Here is a 16,506-nt window from a genome sequence, read left to right as displayed (position 1 = left end):
GGCAGATCAGAACACAGGCGGAAACCGCGCAGGGACTGCGGGACTCCGGGGCCTTTGCCGGGCAGGATGCCTGAACCGGCGGGACAGGTCCAGCGTATGGTCATGGCAAATGGCGGGCACATCGCGCCCGCCACCGGCCAGATCAGACCCGCATCAACAGACCGTAATGGTCATAGATCCGCGGCCCATACGCGGGATCGGCCCAGGGGTCCTCTTCGCGGCCGTGATGGGGCGCGTTTTCCAACTGTGCCGGGTCGATCGAGACGACATAGCCGCCGACATCGGACCGATAGCTCAGCGCCTCCCACGGCAGCGGGTGATAGCGTTCGCCAATGCCCAGAAAACCGCCAAAGGACATGACCGCGTAGGCGACCTTGCCGGACACCTTGTCGACCATGAAGTTGTGCACGCTGCCGATGTGGTCGCCATTGGTGCTGTAGACCGCTGTGCCTTCGATCTTGTCCGAGGCGATCAGGCGGTTCGTTCCCTCTGCTGCAACGTCGCGGTTGGCGTCGGCAGTCGTGTCGCCCATGGGTGTGTTGAGTGTGTTGTCGGTCATGAAACCCTCCTCAGGTTGATGGGCCGACAACTGACGAACGCGCCGGTTGTTCCTGCCGCCAGCGATTCAGGATCATGCAGACGGCGCAAGGCAGATGGCGCAAAAATGTGCAAATCGCGGTGGCAACCTGCTCATATGACACACAGTCAGCAATGTCTGACGCCACGATTCTGATGGTCGGGCGGCATCACCTGAAGACAATGCAGGCCCGTACCGGCATTTTCGTGCAACCATATGAAGAGCGGTAAGTTAATCGCATGAAAGTCGTAAATCGGAGCACCTCGTGCCGGACCAATTGATTACCACCACCAAAGCCGAGTTGAAAATGATCGTGACGGCGCTGTCGGCATACCGGCACAATGCGCGCTACCTGAAGCTGTTTGAAAGGCTGTCGGCGCAACTGGAACAGGCGGGACGACCCGGAACGCCCCCTCCGGACGTCGCAGGATCGTGAACGGCGCGCCGGAACGCCGCGCGGTCAGCCAGAGGGATGCGACCGGACCAAAGGTGGATGCACCTTCCGGTCCGCCAGGTTTCGCGTCCTGCGCGTCAGCCATGCGCTCCGGCGAGTCGGCTGCCGGGATTACGGCGCGCCAACGTGTCGGAGACCGCCTGCCGGGCGCAATCTAGCGGGCAGTTCGATCAGGGCGAACTCGACCTCTGGCGCGGGGGCGTCGCGGGCGGTGATGGCGCTGTGATACAGGCGCTCGTATCCCGCGATCATGCGGTCAAGGCTGAAGCGCGTCTCGACCCGCTGCCGGGGCAGGTGGCGGGGGACGGCCATGGCCTGAACCAGCGCATGGGCCAGTCCGGTGCCGTCGGGGGCGGCATAGCGCCCGGTCGTGCCCAGAACCTCGTCCACGGCGCCCATGCGGATGGCGGCGACGGGGGTGCCGCAGGCCATGGCCTCGATCGCGGACAGGCCGAAGGGCTCGTCCCATTGGGGCGTGAACAGCATGGCCGAGGCGCGCCCGTATTCCGCAGCCAGCGCGCGGGCGGGCAGATGCCCGCCAAAGCGGATGTTCCCGGACAGGACCGGACGGATGCGGGCGTCGAAATAATCGCCGTCCTCGATGGCGCCGAACAGGGTCAGGGCCACGCCCGCCGCGCGGGCGGCGGCGATGGCCAGATGGGGCGCCTTGTTGGGCGTGATGCGCCCGGCCCAGACCGCCGAGCCATCGCCCTGCGGGCAAAAGGGCCATTGCGCCAGATCGATCCCGTTCGGCACCACATGCGCGTCATCCGGCACGCCGTCGGGCCAGTAGGCCGCCAGATGCCGGTCCGAGCAGCCGGTGACGGGATGCCACGGCGCCACGCTGTCGCACACCGCCCGCCGCAGCGCGTCAAAGGGCGGGACATGCAGCGAGGTGACCATCGGCACCCGCGCCCGTCGCGCCTGTCGCGGCGGATAGCGGTGCAGCGTGTTGTTGTGGATCACATCAAAGCCCATGCCCGACAGGGTGGCCAGCGCCTCGGCATGATGCTGGTCCAGATGGGTGTTCAACCGGCTGGTGCCGTGAAAGGCGTGCCACGGAAAATCGCGGTCGTAATGCCTGTCCATCAGCGGCAGCAGCGGCACCGTCACCCGGCTGTCGCCCGCCGCCACCAGCGTCACCCGGTGGCCGCGCGCCTGCAATGCGTGGACCAGATGATGGGCATGCGCCTCCATCCCGCCCATGAAGGGGGCCGCGATCGGGTGACGGCAATGCGCAAGCACCGCGACGTTCAGTGGCCTGTCGGTCTGGTGCTGCCCGGTCATGTGCGAACCCGTCATGGGGCGGCAGGCAGCAGCATCGCGCGTTGGGCGCGGGCGACCTCTGCGGCGCGGTCGGGTCCGCGCGCGTCGGCGGGGATCTGATGCAGGTGGTCGATGACGCGGCGCGAATTGGCATAGGGCATATGGGCCTGCTGCTCGCACAGCGCGAAGTCGCGCGGGCCGGGTTCGCGCAGCACCCGCAGCCCGTCCGGCGTGTTTTCGATCAGGCCCATCAGGCGGAAGGCGTACAGCCAGTGCTCCATCGTGCGATGGCCCCATTTGGCCGCGAAGACCTCGGCATTGCGCAGGACCGAATGCAGGTGGTGGACGGGAGGCATGCAATGGGGGTGATACTGGTGATAGACCCGCCCGCCCGCGATCCACCAGATCGGTGCGCCCGCCTCCGACAGGCTGCGGCCAAAATCGGTATCCTCGCCGCCATAGCCGGTGAAATCCTCGTCAAAGCGCGGACCGGCCTGCCAGCAGGCCCGGTGCATCGCGAAATTGAGTGACCAGAAACACCGGTAATCGCTGCAGGCGGCCAGCCCCGAGGCGGGCGGCCCCTGCCGGTCGGAATGCTTGACGGCCATCCCGGCAAAGCGGTCGAAATCGAGGCCGTCTTCGGTCGCGCCCTTGGGCAGGTACAGCACCTCGCCCATGAACAGACCCCGCTGGCCCTGCATGGCCGCCAGATAGCTGGCCACGAAACCGGGATCGGGGATGCAGTCGACATCGACAAAGACCAGCACATCGCCGGTGGCGGCGTCGGCCACGGCATTGCGCGCCGCGGCCAGCGCCAGTGCGGGTCCCGAAATCCGGATCTGGCGGATCGGGAAATCCGCCGGCGGCAGGTCCGTGTAATCGCTGTCCTGCATGACGCCGATGATCAGCTCGGCGGGGCGGTGGGTCTGGTTCTGAAAGCCTTTGATCACATTGGCCAGATGGGCGTCACGGCCCGAGGCGATGGTCAGCGCGGACACGCGTGTCATGCGGGGATTCCTTTGGTTGAGGATTGCTCGGTCAGTGGTTGGGCGGGCCGGGCTTCCGGCTGCATGCGCGGCGCCCAGAGATCGCGGACCAGCCCCTCCAGCCAGGCGGCGGTGGCGGGGGCCGGGTCCGGTGACAGCAGCCGCGCCTGCGCCGCCGGATCGTGACGCGCCTGCGCACGGGTGATGGCCGCCTCCCATGCCTGCGCGCTGGAGGGCAGATGCGGCAGGTGCAGCGCCGCCCCCGCGCGATCCAGTGCGATGGCCTTCAGGCGTTGCTCGTCGAAATAGCGCCACTCGGGCACGACGATCCACGGCTTCCCGGCCGCCAGCACCTGCGCGCAGGTTGTGTTGCCCGTGGACGAGATGACCAGATCGGCCGCCGCGATATGGGTGGCGGCGTCGCCGACCCAGCCCTTGAAGGTCAGGTTCCGGCCCGCGGTCGCGTGCCATTCCTCTTGCAACCTGCCGATGGTCAACCAGTGCCAGTCGGGCCGGGTCCGCGCGGCCACGCCAAGGGGGGCCTGCGAAAACCCGGTCCCGCCCGCCCCCGAGACGACCAGCGCCAGCGCCCGGTCAGGCTCCAGCCCCAGCGCGCGCCGCGCCGCAGCCCGGTCGGGCAGGGGGGCTGTGTCGATCCCCAGACCCGGCGCGAAATGGATGCGATCGGCAAAGGGCTGCCAGTCGGGCTGCGCCAGCGCGGCGGCAAAGGGCGCCAACAGGCCGACCGCCCCCATATAGGCCGCCTGATGCCCCGGATCGCCCCGGTCGCCGTGCTGGAGGACCTTGACATGGGGAACGGAACAGATCCGGGCCAGCTGCGCGATCTCGGCACTGACATCGCAGATCATCAGCGCGGGATCCGCGCGGGCGAACCATGCCGCGATCTGCCCCATCGCCCTGCGGATGCCCGGCCAGCCCAGAGGCGCGCAATGCAGCGTGTCGGGGGTGGGCAGGTGGTCCATGTCGCCTTCGCCGCCCGCCCGCTCGAACAGCGAGGGGATCAGGTGGATGCGGGCATGGGGCGGCAGCGGCGGAAAGATGTCGTCGCGCGCGCAGAAGATCGTCACCGGGCGGCAGGGCGGCAGCGCGTTGACGATGGCCGCGCAGCGCTCGGCATGGCCGCGACCCTGATGATGTACGAAATAGCCAAAGGGCCGCTGATCGGCGGGGGTGATGGGCGCGTCACGCATGGTGCAGCCCCGCCCGATGCCCTGCGGTCAGCCCCAGACGCGCCAGCCCGTCCATCACCCCCCCGGCATGGGGATAGGGGCTGAGATAGATGCCGCCGCCGCGCAGATGCGCCAGTTCGGCATAGGCATTGGCAGGCAGGATCGAGGCGCCGCTGGCCGCCAGCATATCCGCATCATTGCCGCTGTCGCCCGCCGCAATGCACTGCGTCAGCGTCAGCCCATGGCGCGCGGCCTCGAAGGCCAGCGCCGCCGCCTTGCCCGCCGCTGCGGGCAGAATGTCGATAAAGCGCCCGTGCGAGGGGATGACATGCGCGGCCAGCCCGGCGCGGGCCAGATCCAGCCGGATCCGGGCCGCCTGTGCCGCTGTGCCGAACAGCGACAGCTTCCAGCGGCGCTGCTCATGGCCGGGCTGCCAGTCGGGGCCTGCAAGGGCCTGCGCGCCGATCCGCGCCATGATCGCGTCCCGGTCCCAGTCGCGGTCCAGATGCTGTGCGTAGTCGCGGCACAGATGCAGCCGGCTGCCACCGGACCAGCGCCAGATCTCGCTGCCGACCGAGGTGATGAACAGATCGGGCAGCGGCAGGGACCACGCCTCCAGCACGCCGCGCGCCTGCGACACCGACCGCCCCGTCGCGACCGCGAACAGGATCTGTGGCGAACGGGCGCCGTGCCAGAGGCCGAACCGTCGTGCCGATCGGGCGCAGCCCGTCAGCGTGCCGTCGATGTCGCAGGCGAGGATACGGCGCAGATCGCGGCGCGGCGCGGGCATCGGGCGGCGCAGGCTGCGGCAGACGGCGACCGACCGCGCGGCCCATGTGGCCCAGTCATACCCGGCCAGCGCCCGGTCCTGTGCTGCCCGCGCGCCGGGCGCGTCACCCATCAGCCGCAGGCAGGCCCCGGCGATCTGGTGCGGATCTGAGGGATCGACCAATGCGCCATGGCCCAATTGCGCGACAATGTCGACCGGCCCGCCGTGGCGGGTGGCCACGACCGGCACCCCGGCCTGTGCCGCCTCGATCAGGGTCAGCCCGAAAGGCTCGTGCAGTGCGGGATTGACGAACACGCCCCCCTGCGCCGCCCGTGCATAGAGCGCGCGCAGCTGCACCGCGTCATGGCGCGGTGGCAATGCGACCTTGCCCGCCAGCCCGTGACGGTCGATCCGGTCGAACAGATCGCGCAGCACCCGCGCCTGTTCGGTGGGGCCGGTTCCGGTCGCGCGCGCCTCGATCCCGTCATGCTGCCCGGCAAGGATGACCAGATTGGCCCGCGCCCGCAGTTCGTCCGAGGCCGCATAGGCCTCGATCAGCCCGGCGAGGTTCTTCTTGTGCACCGGGCGTGCCACGGCCAGCACGATGGGCAGACCGGCCTCGCGCAAAAGCGGCGCCAGCAGCAGATCCGCCGCGCCCGGCCCCTGATCGCGCGCCAGGTGCACGCCCGGTGCGATGCAATGGCTGCGCCCCTCGCCATCGGCGCCATAGGGCCGCAGCTGCCGCTCGGCCTCATCGCGCGACGAGACGATGATGGCACTGGCGCGGGTGATCGCCGCGCGCTCGGCGCGGATGCGCGGGCGCAGACCGGAACGCCCGGCGGCCTGCGGGTCCTTTTGCAGGGCCAGCGAATGGGGGGTATAGATCCACGGGATGCCGAATTCCCGCTGCGCCGCGCGCGCCAGCCGGGCGGCATCCGCGAAATGGGCGTGGATGACATCCGGCCGCCGGGGCATCCCCGCCAGCAGGTCACAGAACGCACGGATCAGCGCCGGGATCTCGGCCTCCAGCGCGCCCTTGGCCAGATAGCGGCTGTTGGCGGTCTTCAGGCGCAGGATGCGGCAGCCGGGCGCGACCATCTCGACCGGCGCCGCATGGAGCGGGTCCAGCCCCGGCTGATGAAAGGCACGGGTGACGATGTCGACCGAACCGACATCGGGACGGGCCGCCTGCGCCATCGCCGCGCCCAGAACATATGCGATATGCCCGCCGGTGTCTTCGGTGATGCCGTAACAGACCGGAGGCGCCCTGAGACAGCCGCCCAAGGCCAGATGAAGGATGTGCATGACGGATGCCTTTGGCGATGGGAAGGCGGGGTCGTGGACCGGGTGCCGGAAAGACAACCCGAACGGGGCACAACAGTTCACCAATCCGACGCACAATTGACAAAGATCTATTTCTGGCCATTGCGCAGGCACCCTTGACGCAATCGGCGCGTTTCGCCCGCCCGCCCGCCCGCCCGCGTAACAGGGCAGGGGTTTCGGATGCCCCATCGCTATGTCTGTCCCGGCTGATCGACCACGGGAATGCGGCGCCGCGGCAACTGGCGGGCGATCTGCCCTGTCTGCATGCCGCGCAGGTGTTGCACGACGTGGATCTGCTGGCCCATCCCCTGCGCGCGGTCCGCGAGGCTGTTCTGGCGGCGCTGACGCCCTGACCAGAAGCGATTGCAAAGGCTTTGAAAACCGCCTGCGCCGTGGGTTGGAACAGTTGGGTCATCCGCTGGTTACGCCACGCACCAGTTGATTGGCGGAGAGTGAACATGACGGATAGCGTTGATGCGAAGGCCGGCAGACCGGACGCCGACCCGCGCCGCGAAGGGTCGCCACGTCTGCGGCGGGCACGGCACTGATGCTGGGGTGGATCGAAGAGAACAGCGGTCTTGTGCAGGCGATGATGTCAGGCGTCACCGCGCTGGTCTGGGTATTCTATCTGCATATCATCGTGTCTGGTCTGCGCCGACAGCGCCGCACCGAGATCCTGATCAATCTGGGCGGCGAGCGCAGCTTTTCCGCCCGTGCGCTGGTCAGCAATCTGGGCTTCGAGCCGGTCTATATCCTTGAAATCATTCTGACGGTCTGGAGTGGCGACGGCGAGCGGACATCATCGGTTGCCGACCGCGCCGAGGTCGCCGAGGTGGCACGGGCCGAGCGCCGGTCCCCCAGCGAGGCGACGCTGCAGGGCCCGCTGAAAAGCGGCGAATACGTCGATATCGGCAGCATCAAGGATCTGCTGGAACGAGACCGCCTGCAGTTCTTCGAGCCGATCGACCTGGACGACATCAGCCGCATCGAGATCACGGTGGCGGCCATCACGGCCGCGACCAACAGCATCGTCGCGGCAAAGCGCAGCTTCAGACGCGATGAGGGGCCCGGCAAACGCGCGCTTGTGCCCGAGACGTTGTATGCCCGGCAGATCAGATCCCGCCGGGGCCGCAGGAGCATCGAGCGCAAGATCACGGAACTGAGCTAAGGCCGGGCCAACCGCGCGGGCCGATGAACCGTGCAGACCTGCGCCGGGGACAAGGGGGCGACGGGTCAGCGTCCTGCCGCGATGGCCAGACCGTCGGTGACCGCCGTGAAGACGTTGTTGAAGGAATGGTCGGCCGCGGGAAACTGCGCCCTCATCGTGCCCGACACCATCGACATCAGGCTGGAGCCGCCGACATAGACCACCTGCTGCACCCGGCCCGCGTCAAGACCTGCAAGGCGCAATGTCTCGTGTGCGCCCCCGGCCAGCGTGTCCGCGTGGCGCGCAAGGCAGTCTGTCAGCGCCTCGGGCGGCAGCGGGGCAGAGAGGTCACGCTCGATCTGGTCCAGCAGGATGCGGGGCTGCACGGCGCCACCGTTGGCGGCGATCTTGCCCCGCTCGACGGCAAAGGCCAGATCATGTCCCAGCTCATCCTCCAGCACCTTCGCCAGCCGGGCCAGCTTTTCCGGCTGCTCGGCCAGCCGCACCATCCCGGCGGTCATGCGCCGGTTCTGCGGGGTGTAGACAAAGGGGATCTTTTCCCAGGTGGCAAGGTCGTTGAAAATCGCGTTGGGCGTCGGGGATGTGCCCGCGCCCATGGCCTTGCGCAGCTCGGTTCCCCGGCCCAGCAGCGGCATCACCCGCTCGATGCTGATCGCGCGGTCAAAGTCGGTGCCACCGATGCGCACGCCATGGCTGCCAAGGATCGCAACGCCCTCGGGACCGGAACGAAACAACGAAAAATCCGACGTGCCGCCGCCGACATCGACGATCAGCCCGATCCGGCCCGACTGTTCCAGCGCGCCGCTGGCGATGGCGGCGGCCTCGGGCTCGGGCATGAAATCGACCTCAAGAAACCCCGCCGCCAGATAGCAGGCGCGCAGATCGGCCTCGGCCCTGGCCTCGCGCGGATCGCCAGACCCGTGAAACACCACCGGACGCCCGGACAGCACCCGGTCGAAGGTCATGCCCGCCTCGGCCTCGGCGCGGGTCTTGATCTGATTCAGAAAGCGCGCGATGATCTCGACGAAGGTCACGCGCTCATTCAGGATCTGGCGCTTTTCATGCATCAGCGTGGTGCCCAGAACGCGTTTGAGCGCGCGCATGAACCGGCCGTCCAGACCATCCAGCAGCGCCTGATTGGCAGGATCGCCGATCAGTGTCCGGCGGCGTTCGTGATCAAAGAAAAAGGTTGTCGGCATCGTGGTCTGACCGGGCGCCATCTCGATCAGGTGCGGCCTGCCGTCGCGCAGGTAACCCGCCGCCGAATTCGACGTGCCAAAGTCGACGCCCAAGGCGCGGCCATTGCGTGACATGTTCCGGCCCCCGATCCCGCAGAAGTCCGCCCGGATAGAGGTGGGCGCAAGGGGTGTCAAGCAAGCCCGGCCAGATGCGGGCGCAGGATGACCGGAACGTGCTGTTGCGTGGGCATGCGGACCAGAACGGGGGCGGTCGCCGGGTCAGGCGCCGTCGCGCAGCCCCCGACGGCCCGCAGGCGCGAACCCCGACGGTCGCAGCGGCACGATCCGGGGTGACGCGCAGGGGATCACGGCCCCCTCCTCAGTCGCCCACCTTCCTGACGAACTGCGATTTGAGGCCGATCTGGCCCACCCCCGGAATCCGGCAGTCAATGTCATGATCGCCGTCCACCAGACGAATGCCGCGGACCTTGGTGCCGACCTTGATCACGCCCGAAGAGCCCTTGAGCTTCAGGTCCTTGATCACGGTCACCGTGTCGCCGTCCGCAAGCAGATTGCCAACGCTGTCGCGGATCTCGGCGCCTGCCTCTGTTGGGGCATCAGCCGACCATTCATGCCCGCATTCCGGACAGGTCAGCAGGGACTCCGCCACATAGGTGTAGACAGAGCGGCATTCGGGGCACGGCGGCAAAAGATCGGTCATGGACCGCCTATAGCGCAGCAGATCCGGCAAGAATAGCAGATAGGTGGCATCGACAACCACGGCATGCCCGCGCCGTCACCGGCACGCAGATCATCATCCCGGCGCCCGCCACCCGATCGACCGGCCCCCGATCATCGGCGACGCCCTTCCGGCGCCTGCGCGATCTGCGCCCGCCACAAGGCCGGGGACCGCCAGCAATCGCGCAGGCGCGCTGTTATGGGCGGGCGGGCAGAATGCGCCCCGTGCAGGGGCCAAAGCCCACGCGAAAGCCCTCGCCCTGGGCAAAGCCGAACAGCCCGATCTCGTCGCCGTCCTCGATGAAGGTGCGGGGGGCGCCGTTCACGGTGACCGGGGCCGTGCCGCCCTGCGTCATCTCCAGCAGCGCGCCGGTCTGGTCGGGGGTGGCCCCCGAGATCGTGCCTGTCCCCAACAGATCGCCCACCCGCATCGGGCAGCCCGAGACCGCGTGATGCGCCAGTTGCTGTGCGCTGGACCAGTACATCACGTTGTAATTCGTCCGCGCCATCGTCTGGCCGTTCATCGTCCAGCCGACGATCATGTCGTAAAAGCCGGGGCGGTTTTCGTGCAGATAGGGCAGCAGGTCGTGGTCGCGCACAGCGCCCGCGCTGCGGAACGGCTCCAGCGCGGCCTGGGTCACGATCCACGGGCTGATCGTGGTGCCAAGCGCCTTGGACTGGAACGGCCCCAGCGGCTGGTATTCCCAGGCCTGAATGTCGCGCGCCGACCAGTCGTTCAGCAGCACATAGCCAAAGATCATGTCCTCGGCCTGATCCACGCTGATCCGATCGCCCATGGCACTGTCGGCACCGACGATGGCGCCCAGTTCCAGCTCCAGATCCAGACGGCGGCAGGCGGTCCATTCGGGGCCACCCTCGGCTTTGACCTGTCCCATGGGGCGACGGATGTCGGTGCCCGAGACGACGACCGAGGACGCCCGCCCGTTATAGCCGATGGGCATATGCGTCCATTGCGGCGGCAGTGCGTTTTCGGGGCCGCGGAACAGCAGACCGACATTGAAGGCGTGGTTTTTCGAGGCATAGAAGTCGGTGAACCCGGTCACCCGGACCGGCAGATGCAGGCGCGCGTCCGCCATCGCCACCAGCGGCAGGTCACCCGGCCCGTCATGGGCCAGCAGGGCGGTCAGCCGGGCGCGGATGCGGTCCCATTCGGACCGACCCCGCGCGATGAAATCGTTCAGCTGCGGGGCCGCAAAGGTGCCGCCCGCGTCCAGCAGGTCCCGCGCCTCGCAGGCGGCCAGATCCAGGACCCGGTCGCCGATCGCCACCCCGCAGCGCGGCGCGGTGCCATCGGTCGAGAACACGCCATAGGGCAGGTTCTGGATCGGGAACTGGCCATCGGGGTCGTTCGCCGCAGCCACCTGGCTGCGCTGGATCGGATGCGGCATGTCGGGTCTCGCTTGTCTTGCAGAAAGCTCGGGGGGCTGGACGTTGCAACTGAAACAAAGGGCAGGGATGGTTCTCATTGCAACGAAATCCGGGGAGGGGACGCCTACTTGACCCCCGGCGTGCCGTCGAACTTCTTGCGCAGCTGATCCCAGACCTCGACATAGTCCCGCTGCATCGGCGCCTCGTGGGCGGCAAATTCGGTCAGGTGCTGGGGGAACCGGGTCTCGAACATGAAGGACATGGTGTTGTCCAGCTTTTCGGGGCCCAGTTCCGCATTGCTGGCGCCCTCGAACGCATCGCGGTCGGGGCCGTGGGGCAGCATGCAGTTGTGCAGGCTGATGCCCCCCGGCGCGAACCCCTGCGGCTTGGCATCATAGACGCCATAGATGTTGCCCATCAGCTCGGACATGATGTTCTTGTGATACCAGGGCGGGCGAAAGCTGTGTTCCGCCACCATCCAGCGCTCGCGGAACAGCACAAAGTCGATATTCGCGGTACCCTCCTGCCCCGAGGGCGCGGTCAGAACGGTAAAGATCGACGGGTCGGGATGGTCGAACAGGATCGCACCGACCGGAGAATAGGTCCGCAGGTCGTATTTATACGCGCAGTAATTGCCGTGCCACGCCACCACATCCAGCGGGCTGTGGCCGATCCGCGTCTCATGGAATTGCCCGCACCATTTGATGATGACGCGGCCTGGCACCTCGCGATCCTCGAACGCCGCCACCGGGGACTTGAAATCGCGCGGATTGGCGAGGCAGTTCGCCCCGATGGGGCCGCGGCCGGGCAGGTCGAATTTCTGGCCGTAATTCTCGCAGACAAAGCCGCGGGCGGGGCCGTCCAGCACCTCGACCCGGTAGACGAGGCCGCGCGGCAGAATGGCGATCTCACGCGGCTCCAGGTCGATCACGCCCAGTTCGGTGCAAAAGCGCAGCCGCCCCTCCTGCGGGACGACCAGCAGTTCGCTGTCGGCGGAAAAGAAATATTCGTCCTGCATGGACCGGGTGACCAGATAGACATGGGTGGCCATGCCGACCTGAATGTTCACGTCGCCCGCCGTGGTCATCGTGCGCATGCCGGTCAGCCATGTCAGTGGCTGGTCGGGCACCGGGATCGGGTCCCAGCGGTACTGGCCCAGACTGGTGACATCGGGCAGCACATGCGGCGCCGTCTTCCAATGCGGCAGATCAATGCGCGTGAACCGCCCCGTATGGTGGACCGAGGGGCGGATGCGATAGCACCATGTCCGCTCGTTCTGGCCGCGCGGCGCGGTGAAGGCCGTGCCCGACAGCTGCTCGGCATAAAGGCCATAGTTGCATTTCTGCGGGCTGTTCTGGCCCTGCGGCAGGGCGCCCGGCAGGGCCTCGGTTTCAAAGTCATTGCCAAAGCCGGGCATATAGCCCGCATGCGCGCCAATCGAGGCGGCGCGGGTCAGGCCATGCGGCGGGTCATGGGGCGTCACGGCAATCCTCCGGCGCGCTTGTTGCAGTTGCAATGATATTGTCGTTGCGAGTGCAACGATGTCAAGCCCTTTGCGACCCGGTTTCGGGCGGTCAGCCTTCGGACAGAAGCTGCGCCAGCCTCTGGCGCAGTGCGGGCAGATGCGGATTGCCGCGCGTCACCGCCTCGAACACCTCGGGGGCATCCTGCCCGACCATGCCCAGCCCCTCCATGATCAGATCAAAGCTGCGGGTGCGGATGGTGGGATGGGGGGCAAGCTGATGCATCGCGCGGGCCAGCAGATGCGTCAGCCCCTGGGTCAGGGCCGCGTGGCGGTCGTGCTCCTCGGGCGAGGACAGCACCACCCGCAGCCGCATCCGGTGGCGCAGAAAGGCCGCGATCCTGCGCCAGCCGGTGCCGCGCAGCGGGCACAGAACCACCCGCTGGCCCGCCACGCCGTGACGCGCGCTTTGCGGGCCGAACATGGGATGGCATCCCAGCAGCTGCACATGGTCCGGCAGCAAAGCCTGCATCAGCCGCGCCGGTTCCTCTTTGATCGAGCAGGTGTCAACGACGATCTGGCCGGGGCGCAGATGCGGCGCGAGCTGGCGCAGGCACGCGGCCAGCGCGGGGACCGGCACGGCCAGCACCACGATGTCGAACGCAGCGGCGCCCGACAGTGGCACGACCGGAAGACCGGTCTGGCCGGGTTCCAGCGCAGGATCGCAGACTGCGACCGGCAGATGCGGCGTCAGATGCGCGGCCATCAGACGCCCGAACGCGCCGAAGCCGAGAATGAGGACCGAAGGAGGCAACAGGAGGGACATGGCGTTTTCCTTGAGGGGAAGAGGCGCCAGGGTCCGGGACTGTCTCCGATATGCGACCGCTGGCGGGCGCAGCGGTGACATGACAAGGCCGTCCGCTGCTCAGGGCAGCGGATAATAGCAGGTCGGCAGGGGGCGGCTTGTCGGTTCCATAATGCGGGCCAGTATCGGCGCCGGTCCGACCTGTCAACCGCCCCGATACCGCAACGGCTGTTTCCGAAGCGCGGTCAGATGCGCGCGGCCAAAAGGTCGCTTGACGCGCACGATAGCATCCGATCCTGCTTGCGACGCGCGGGTTGCTGTCTTGTGCGAATTCCCCTCGGGCCGGGTCTGGCAGAGCGCGCCACGCGGCCCATAGCCCGGACAGATGCTGCGGCGTCATCGCACAGCTTATGATTGCGCATTTGCGAGCCTTCAACTTAAGCGAGTAATTAAATTGCGCAAAAGGTCCTTCAAACGAAACTTTATTGCGCGACAGGCGCATTTGTGCTAACAATAGTTTGTGAAGCGGCGGTGAGTCGCTTCCAGCAAGGGAGATAAGCAAATGAAAACGTTCTTGATTGCCGCTTCAGCGGTCTTTCTCACCGTGGGTGCCGCATCGGCACAGACGGTTCTGGGCACCGGGTCCTGGTCGAATTCGTCCAGTGGCGCGGTCTATCAGGGCAGCTCGGGCGCCGGCACCTTCGGCGGCGCTGCGGCGGCCTCCAACACCACCACGATGAACCTGTCCTCGACCGGTGCGGCCGGCGGGTTCACCACCCTGGGCTTTGGTGGCGCGGCATCGGGGTCCGGGTCGGGCACCACCGCTGCTGGCGGCGTGAGCAACACGTCGACGACCGCCTCTTTCGGCTTCGGCGGAGCCGGCGCGTCGGGCGCCTATACGGGTACGAACGGAAGCACCGCAGGTGCCTTCGGCGGCTTTGGTACCATCCTGCCGTAACGGCAACGATCGGTGCCTAAAGCTTAGGCCTGCATGTGCGGGCTTAAGTTGGCCGGGGTGGGTGTCCGAACGTGCCGACTCCGGCCTTCATCACCACCTCTGCGTTCGGAGGGGAGGAGTAAACTATGGACCGCAATTTCACGATTAAAAACCCAGCACGATATGCCGTGGCGTTCATCATTTCAGCAACGGCGATGTGGTCATCCTCGGCAGAAGCCCAGACGATGACCAGCAATTCCACATCCGGTTCGTCAAGTTCCGCACAGGTCGAAAGCGCGGCGTCGTCGTCGGCCTCCGGCGGTACGTCCAATGCCCAAATATACCTCGATCAGCGCGGCAATGCAACCACCAGGGCGCAACATGAATACAGCGGCTCGTACAAGGTGCGATCGGCGCCGTCGGTCCAGCCGCCGTCCATGGGATCGGGTCATCCCTGCGGCCTTGGGGGCAGTATCGGGATCTCACTGATCGGAGGGGGCGCCTCGGGTGGCGTCACTCAGGTCGATGAGGCCTGCCTGCTGGCGCAGATGGGGCAGGGCGAGGCCGCGCTGATCATGATCGCCCGAAGGGACCCGAATGCCTGCGCGGCGCTGCGGCAGGTCGGAACGATTCCGTCCAGCAGCATCTGCTCGTCGTCCGAGCGCCGGTCGGCGGAACGGGCGCAGCGGACCGCGTCCAACTTTGTCAGCAGGCAGCCTGCGGCCCCGCCCCCGATCTCGCGCTTTGTGACATGTTCGCGCAACAGTGACGGGCAACTGGTGGCGCGCAAGCGTGGCACTGTTCCCTATAGCGACGAACAGGTGGCACAGTTCTGCCGCAGCCAGTAGCCGCGGGATCAACGGGCCTGCCACAGCTTGGGCGATCACACCGCATGCGCGCCGGACGGGGTGCCCTCGGGCAACCCGGATGTCCGGCGCGCTTTGCCGCATGCGCGGGCCTGCCTTCGCAAAACCGTCACCCGGCTTTCACCCTGCTGTCACCACCGGCCTCTACCAGCCTCCTGACAAGGAGTCGTCATGCCGCAACTGACCGCACGGGGGCTGGGCAAATCCTTTGACGGAAACCCGGTTCTCAACGATATCCGGCTTGATCTGCCAGCGGGCGCGTTTCTGGCCCTGCTGGGGCCGTCGGGCTGCGGCAAGACCACGCTTCTGCGCCTGATCGCCGGGCTGGAGACGGTCGATACCGGAGAGCTGCGCTTTGATGACCGCGTGATCGCAGCGCCCGGTCGTTTCGTGCCGCCCGAACAGCGCGGTCTGGGCATGGTGTTTCAGTCCTATGCGCTGTGGCCGAACATGACCGTGCGCGGCAATGTCGAATTCGCGCTGAAGGCCCGCGCGATGCCCCGCCCCGCCCGCGAGGCACGCATCCGCGAGGTGCTGGAGACGGTCGGGCTGAGCCATCTGACCGCACGCCGCCCGCACGAATTGTCGGGCGGCCAGCGGCAGCGGGTGGCGCTGGCGCGGTCGCTGGCGCTGCAGCCGGGGATCCTGCTGCTGGACGAGCCGCTGGCCAATCTGGACGCGCATCTGCGCCAGCAGATGCTGGCCGAGTTCCGCCGCCTGCACGCCCGGACCGGCGCGACCTTCATCCTCGTGACCCATGATCAGGACGAGGCGATGGCGGTGGCCAGCCATATCGCGGTCATGGAGGCGGGGACGATCCAGCAGACCGGCACGCCCGAGGATCTGTATCGCCGCCCGGCCACGCCGATGGTGGCGCGCTTCATCGGCCATGGCGCGACCCTTCCGGTGCGGGTGAGTGCGCAGCGTGACGGGCTTTGCGATCTTGATCTGGACGGCGTGGCGCTGCGCGTGGCCGGTCAGGCCGCCCCCGGTGCGGGCTGGCTGTGCCTGCACCGCGAGGATCTGCACGTGGTCACCGGGCCGGGCCATTTCCGGGCCGAGGTTCTGGCGCAGAGTTTCCGCAACGGGCACTATCTGACCCATATCCTGCCGCGCGGGATCGGGGTCGAAAACCTGTCGCTGACCCTGACCGCGCCGCTGCCGCCGCAATCGGTGATCGGGGTCCGGATCACCGGCGGCTGGGTCATCCCCCGCGACAGCCGCGATGCGCCCGCGCACCAGCCCCGCCGGGATCATGCCCATGCCTGAGCCGCGCGCCACTGTCCCGCGCCTTCCGAATCGCGCGCGGATCGCGGTCCTTCGCGACCCGCGCGGATGCCTGCGTGCCGATCCGCCCCGGATCGCCGCCGTCCCCTCTTTTCCCACCACGAGGTTCCC

At 67.6% G+C, this 16,506-nt stretch carries 16 protein-coding genes; 6 read left to right on the top strand and 10 right to left on the bottom strand.

The features are described from left to right. Window positions 1-142: 142 nt before the first annotated feature. On the bottom strand, window positions 143-559 hold the full coding sequence (locus ACK41U_RS01935) for a PRC-barrel domain-containing protein (RefSeq protein ID WP_409675122.1): 417 nt from the start codon (window positions 557-559) through the stop codon (window positions 143-145). 283 nt (window positions 560-842) lie between these two features. Here ACK41U_RS01935 and ACK41U_RS01930 point away from each other — a divergent pair, with 283 nt between their 5' ends. After that, window positions 843-1,013, top strand: coding sequence for a hypothetical protein (locus ACK41U_RS01930; RefSeq protein ID WP_409675119.1), 171 nt, complete (start codon window positions 843-845; stop codon window positions 1,011-1,013). A gap of 129 nt (window positions 1,014-1,142) precedes the next feature. On the opposite strand, the gene ACK41U_RS01925 is transcribed toward ACK41U_RS01930, so the two are convergent. Genes ACK41U_RS01925 through ACK41U_RS01910 form a run of 4 tightly spaced genes read right to left on the bottom strand, consistent with a single transcriptional unit; the run spans window position 1,143 to window position 6,547 of the window. Beyond that, window positions 1,143-2,318, bottom strand: a complete 1,176-nt coding sequence (locus tag ACK41U_RS01925; protein ID WP_409675116.1) for a glycosyltransferase — start codon at window positions 2,316-2,318, stop codon at window positions 1,143-1,145. An 11-nt stretch (window positions 2,319-2,329) separates the two neighbouring features. Beyond that, on the bottom strand, window positions 2,330-3,304 hold the full coding sequence (locus tag ACK41U_RS01920) for a glycosyltransferase family 2 protein (protein ID WP_409675113.1): 975 nt from the start codon (window positions 3,302-3,304) through the stop codon (window positions 2,330-2,332). Further along, window positions 3,301-4,494, bottom strand: a complete 1,194-nt coding sequence (locus tag ACK41U_RS01915) for a glycosyltransferase (RefSeq protein ID WP_409675110.1) — start codon at window positions 4,492-4,494, stop codon at window positions 3,301-3,303. The genes ACK41U_RS01920 and ACK41U_RS01915 overlap by 4 nt, the downstream gene beginning before the upstream one ends. Continuing rightward, the gene (locus ACK41U_RS01910) at window positions 4,487-6,547 is read right to left on the bottom strand and encodes an HAD family hydrolase (protein ID WP_409675107.1); all 2,061 of its coding nucleotides are present in this window, start codon (window positions 6,545-6,547) and stop codon (window positions 4,487-4,489) included. Before ACK41U_RS01910 ends, ACK41U_RS01915 begins: the two co-directional genes overlap by 8 nt. Window positions 6,548-6,681: 134 nt before the next feature. On the opposite strand from ACK41U_RS01910, the gene ACK41U_RS01905 reads away from it, so the two are divergent. Together ACK41U_RS01905 and ACK41U_RS01900 are read left to right on the top strand one after the other, a co-directional pair. Further along, on the top strand, window positions 6,682-6,918 hold the full coding sequence (locus ACK41U_RS01905) for a hypothetical protein (protein WP_409675104.1): 237 nt from the start codon (window positions 6,682-6,684) through the stop codon (window positions 6,916-6,918). A 194-nt stretch (window positions 6,919-7,112) separates the two neighbouring features. Beyond that, window positions 7,113-7,733: a hypothetical protein gene (locus ACK41U_RS01900; protein ID WP_409675101.1), complete on the top strand. Its 621-nt coding sequence runs from the start codon at window positions 7,113-7,115 to the stop codon at window positions 7,731-7,733. Window positions 7,734-7,798: 65 nt separating this feature from the next. Here ACK41U_RS01900 and ACK41U_RS01895 read toward each other — a convergent pair whose 3' ends face one another. The 5 genes from ACK41U_RS01895 to ACK41U_RS01875 form a co-directional block, all read right to left on the bottom strand. Beyond that, window positions 7,799-9,046, bottom strand: coding sequence for an Hsp70 family protein (locus tag ACK41U_RS01895; protein ID WP_409675098.1), 1,248 nt, complete (start codon window positions 9,044-9,046; stop codon window positions 7,799-7,801). Window positions 9,047-9,290: 244 nt separating this feature from the next. Then, the gene (locus ACK41U_RS01890; protein WP_409675095.1) at window positions 9,291-9,632 is read right to left on the bottom strand and encodes a zinc ribbon domain-containing protein YjdM; all 342 of its coding nucleotides are present in this window, start codon (window positions 9,630-9,632) and stop codon (window positions 9,291-9,293) included. Between the two features lie 214 nt (window positions 9,633-9,846). Then, a complete protein-coding gene (gene fahA, locus ACK41U_RS01885; protein ID WP_409675092.1) occupies window positions 9,847-11,058 on the bottom strand; it encodes a fumarylacetoacetase in 1,212 nt (403 codons plus the stop codon). Between the two features lie 104 nt (window positions 11,059-11,162). Next, window positions 11,163-12,521, bottom strand: coding sequence for a homogentisate 1,2-dioxygenase (hmgA, locus tag ACK41U_RS01880; protein WP_409675089.1), 1,359 nt, complete (start codon window positions 12,519-12,521; stop codon window positions 11,163-11,165). A gap of 91 nt (window positions 12,522-12,612) precedes the next feature. Further along, window positions 12,613-13,326 (bottom strand): prephenate dehydrogenase/arogenate dehydrogenase family protein, encoded by a 714-nt coding sequence (locus ACK41U_RS01875; RefSeq protein ID WP_409675086.1) that lies wholly within the window; start codon window positions 13,324-13,326, stop codon window positions 12,613-12,615. Between the two features lie 541 nt (window positions 13,327-13,867). Between ACK41U_RS01875 and ACK41U_RS01870 the strand changes: the two genes are divergently transcribed. The 3 genes from ACK41U_RS01870 to ACK41U_RS01860 all read left to right on the top strand — a co-directional run bounded on the left by ACK41U_RS01870 (window position 13,868) and on the right by ACK41U_RS01860 (window position 16,377). Next, a complete protein-coding gene (locus tag ACK41U_RS01870) occupies window positions 13,868-14,263 on the top strand; it encodes a hypothetical protein (protein ID WP_409675083.1) in 396 nt (131 codons plus the stop codon). Window positions 14,264-14,388: 125 nt separating this feature from the next. Then, a complete protein-coding gene (locus ACK41U_RS01865; RefSeq protein WP_409675080.1) occupies window positions 14,389-15,090 on the top strand; it encodes a hypothetical protein in 702 nt (233 codons plus the stop codon). Window positions 15,091-15,279: 189 nt separating this feature from the next. After that, complete coding sequence (locus ACK41U_RS01860) at window positions 15,280-16,377, top strand: ABC transporter ATP-binding protein (RefSeq protein ID WP_409675077.1); 1,098 nt, start codon at window positions 15,280-15,282, stop codon at window positions 16,375-16,377. Window positions 16,378-16,506: the final 129 nt, after the last annotated feature.

The sequence above is a fragment of the Paracoccus sp. (in: a-proteobacteria) genome (genome assembly GCF_046289755.1).
Classification (GTDB): domain Bacteria; phylum Pseudomonadota; class Alphaproteobacteria; order Rhodobacterales; family Rhodobacteraceae; genus Paracoccus.
Note: the sequence above shows the minus strand (reverse complement) of the source record. Positions and strands in the feature narration are given on the sequence as shown.

Bases quoted from the DNA above. Each gene is read 5' to 3' on its own strand.
- ACK41U_RS01895 (WP_409675098.1), bottom strand. From the start codon at position 9,046: ATGTCACGCAATGGCCGCGCCTTGGGCGTCGACTTTGGCACGTCGAAT.
- ACK41U_RS01900 (WP_409675101.1), top strand. From the start codon at position 7,113: ATGCTGGGGTGGATCGAAGAGAACAGCGGTCTTGTGCAGGCGATGATG.
- ACK41U_RS01915 (WP_409675110.1), bottom strand. From the start codon at position 4,494: ATGCGTGACGCGCCCATCACCCCCGCCGATCAGCGGCCCTTTGGCTAT.
- ACK41U_RS01920 (WP_409675113.1), bottom strand. From the start codon at position 3,304: ATGACACGCGTGTCCGCGCTGACCATCGCCTCGGGCCGTGACGCCCAT.
- ACK41U_RS01870 (WP_409675083.1), top strand. From the start codon at position 13,868: ATGAAAACGTTCTTGATTGCCGCTTCAGCGGTCTTTCTCACCGTGGGT.
- ACK41U_RS01865 (WP_409675080.1), top strand. From the start codon at position 14,389: ATGGACCGCAATTTCACGATTAAAAACCCAGCACGATATGCCGTGGCG.
- ACK41U_RS01910 (WP_409675107.1), bottom strand. From the start codon at position 6,547: ATGCACATCCTTCATCTGGCCTTGGGCGGCTGTCTCAGGGCGCCTCCG.
- ACK41U_RS01925 (WP_409675116.1), bottom strand. From the start codon at position 2,318: ATGACCGGGCAGCACCAGACCGACAGGCCACTGAACGTCGCGGTGCTT.
- ACK41U_RS01890 (WP_409675095.1), bottom strand. From the start codon at position 9,632: ATGACCGATCTTTTGCCGCCGTGCCCCGAATGCCGCTCTGTCTACACC.
- ACK41U_RS01860 (WP_409675077.1), top strand. From the start codon at position 15,280: ATGCCGCAACTGACCGCACGGGGGCTGGGCAAATCCTTTGACGGAAAC.
- ACK41U_RS01875 (WP_409675086.1), bottom strand. From the start codon at position 13,326: ATGTCCCTCCTGTTGCCTCCTTCGGTCCTCATTCTCGGCTTCGGCGCG.
- fahA (WP_409675092.1), bottom strand. From the start codon at position 11,058: ATGCCGCATCCGATCCAGCGCAGCCAGGTGGCTGCGGCGAACGACCCC.
- ACK41U_RS01935 (WP_409675122.1), bottom strand. From the start codon at position 559: ATGACCGACAACACACTCAACACACCCATGGGCGACACGACTGCCGAC.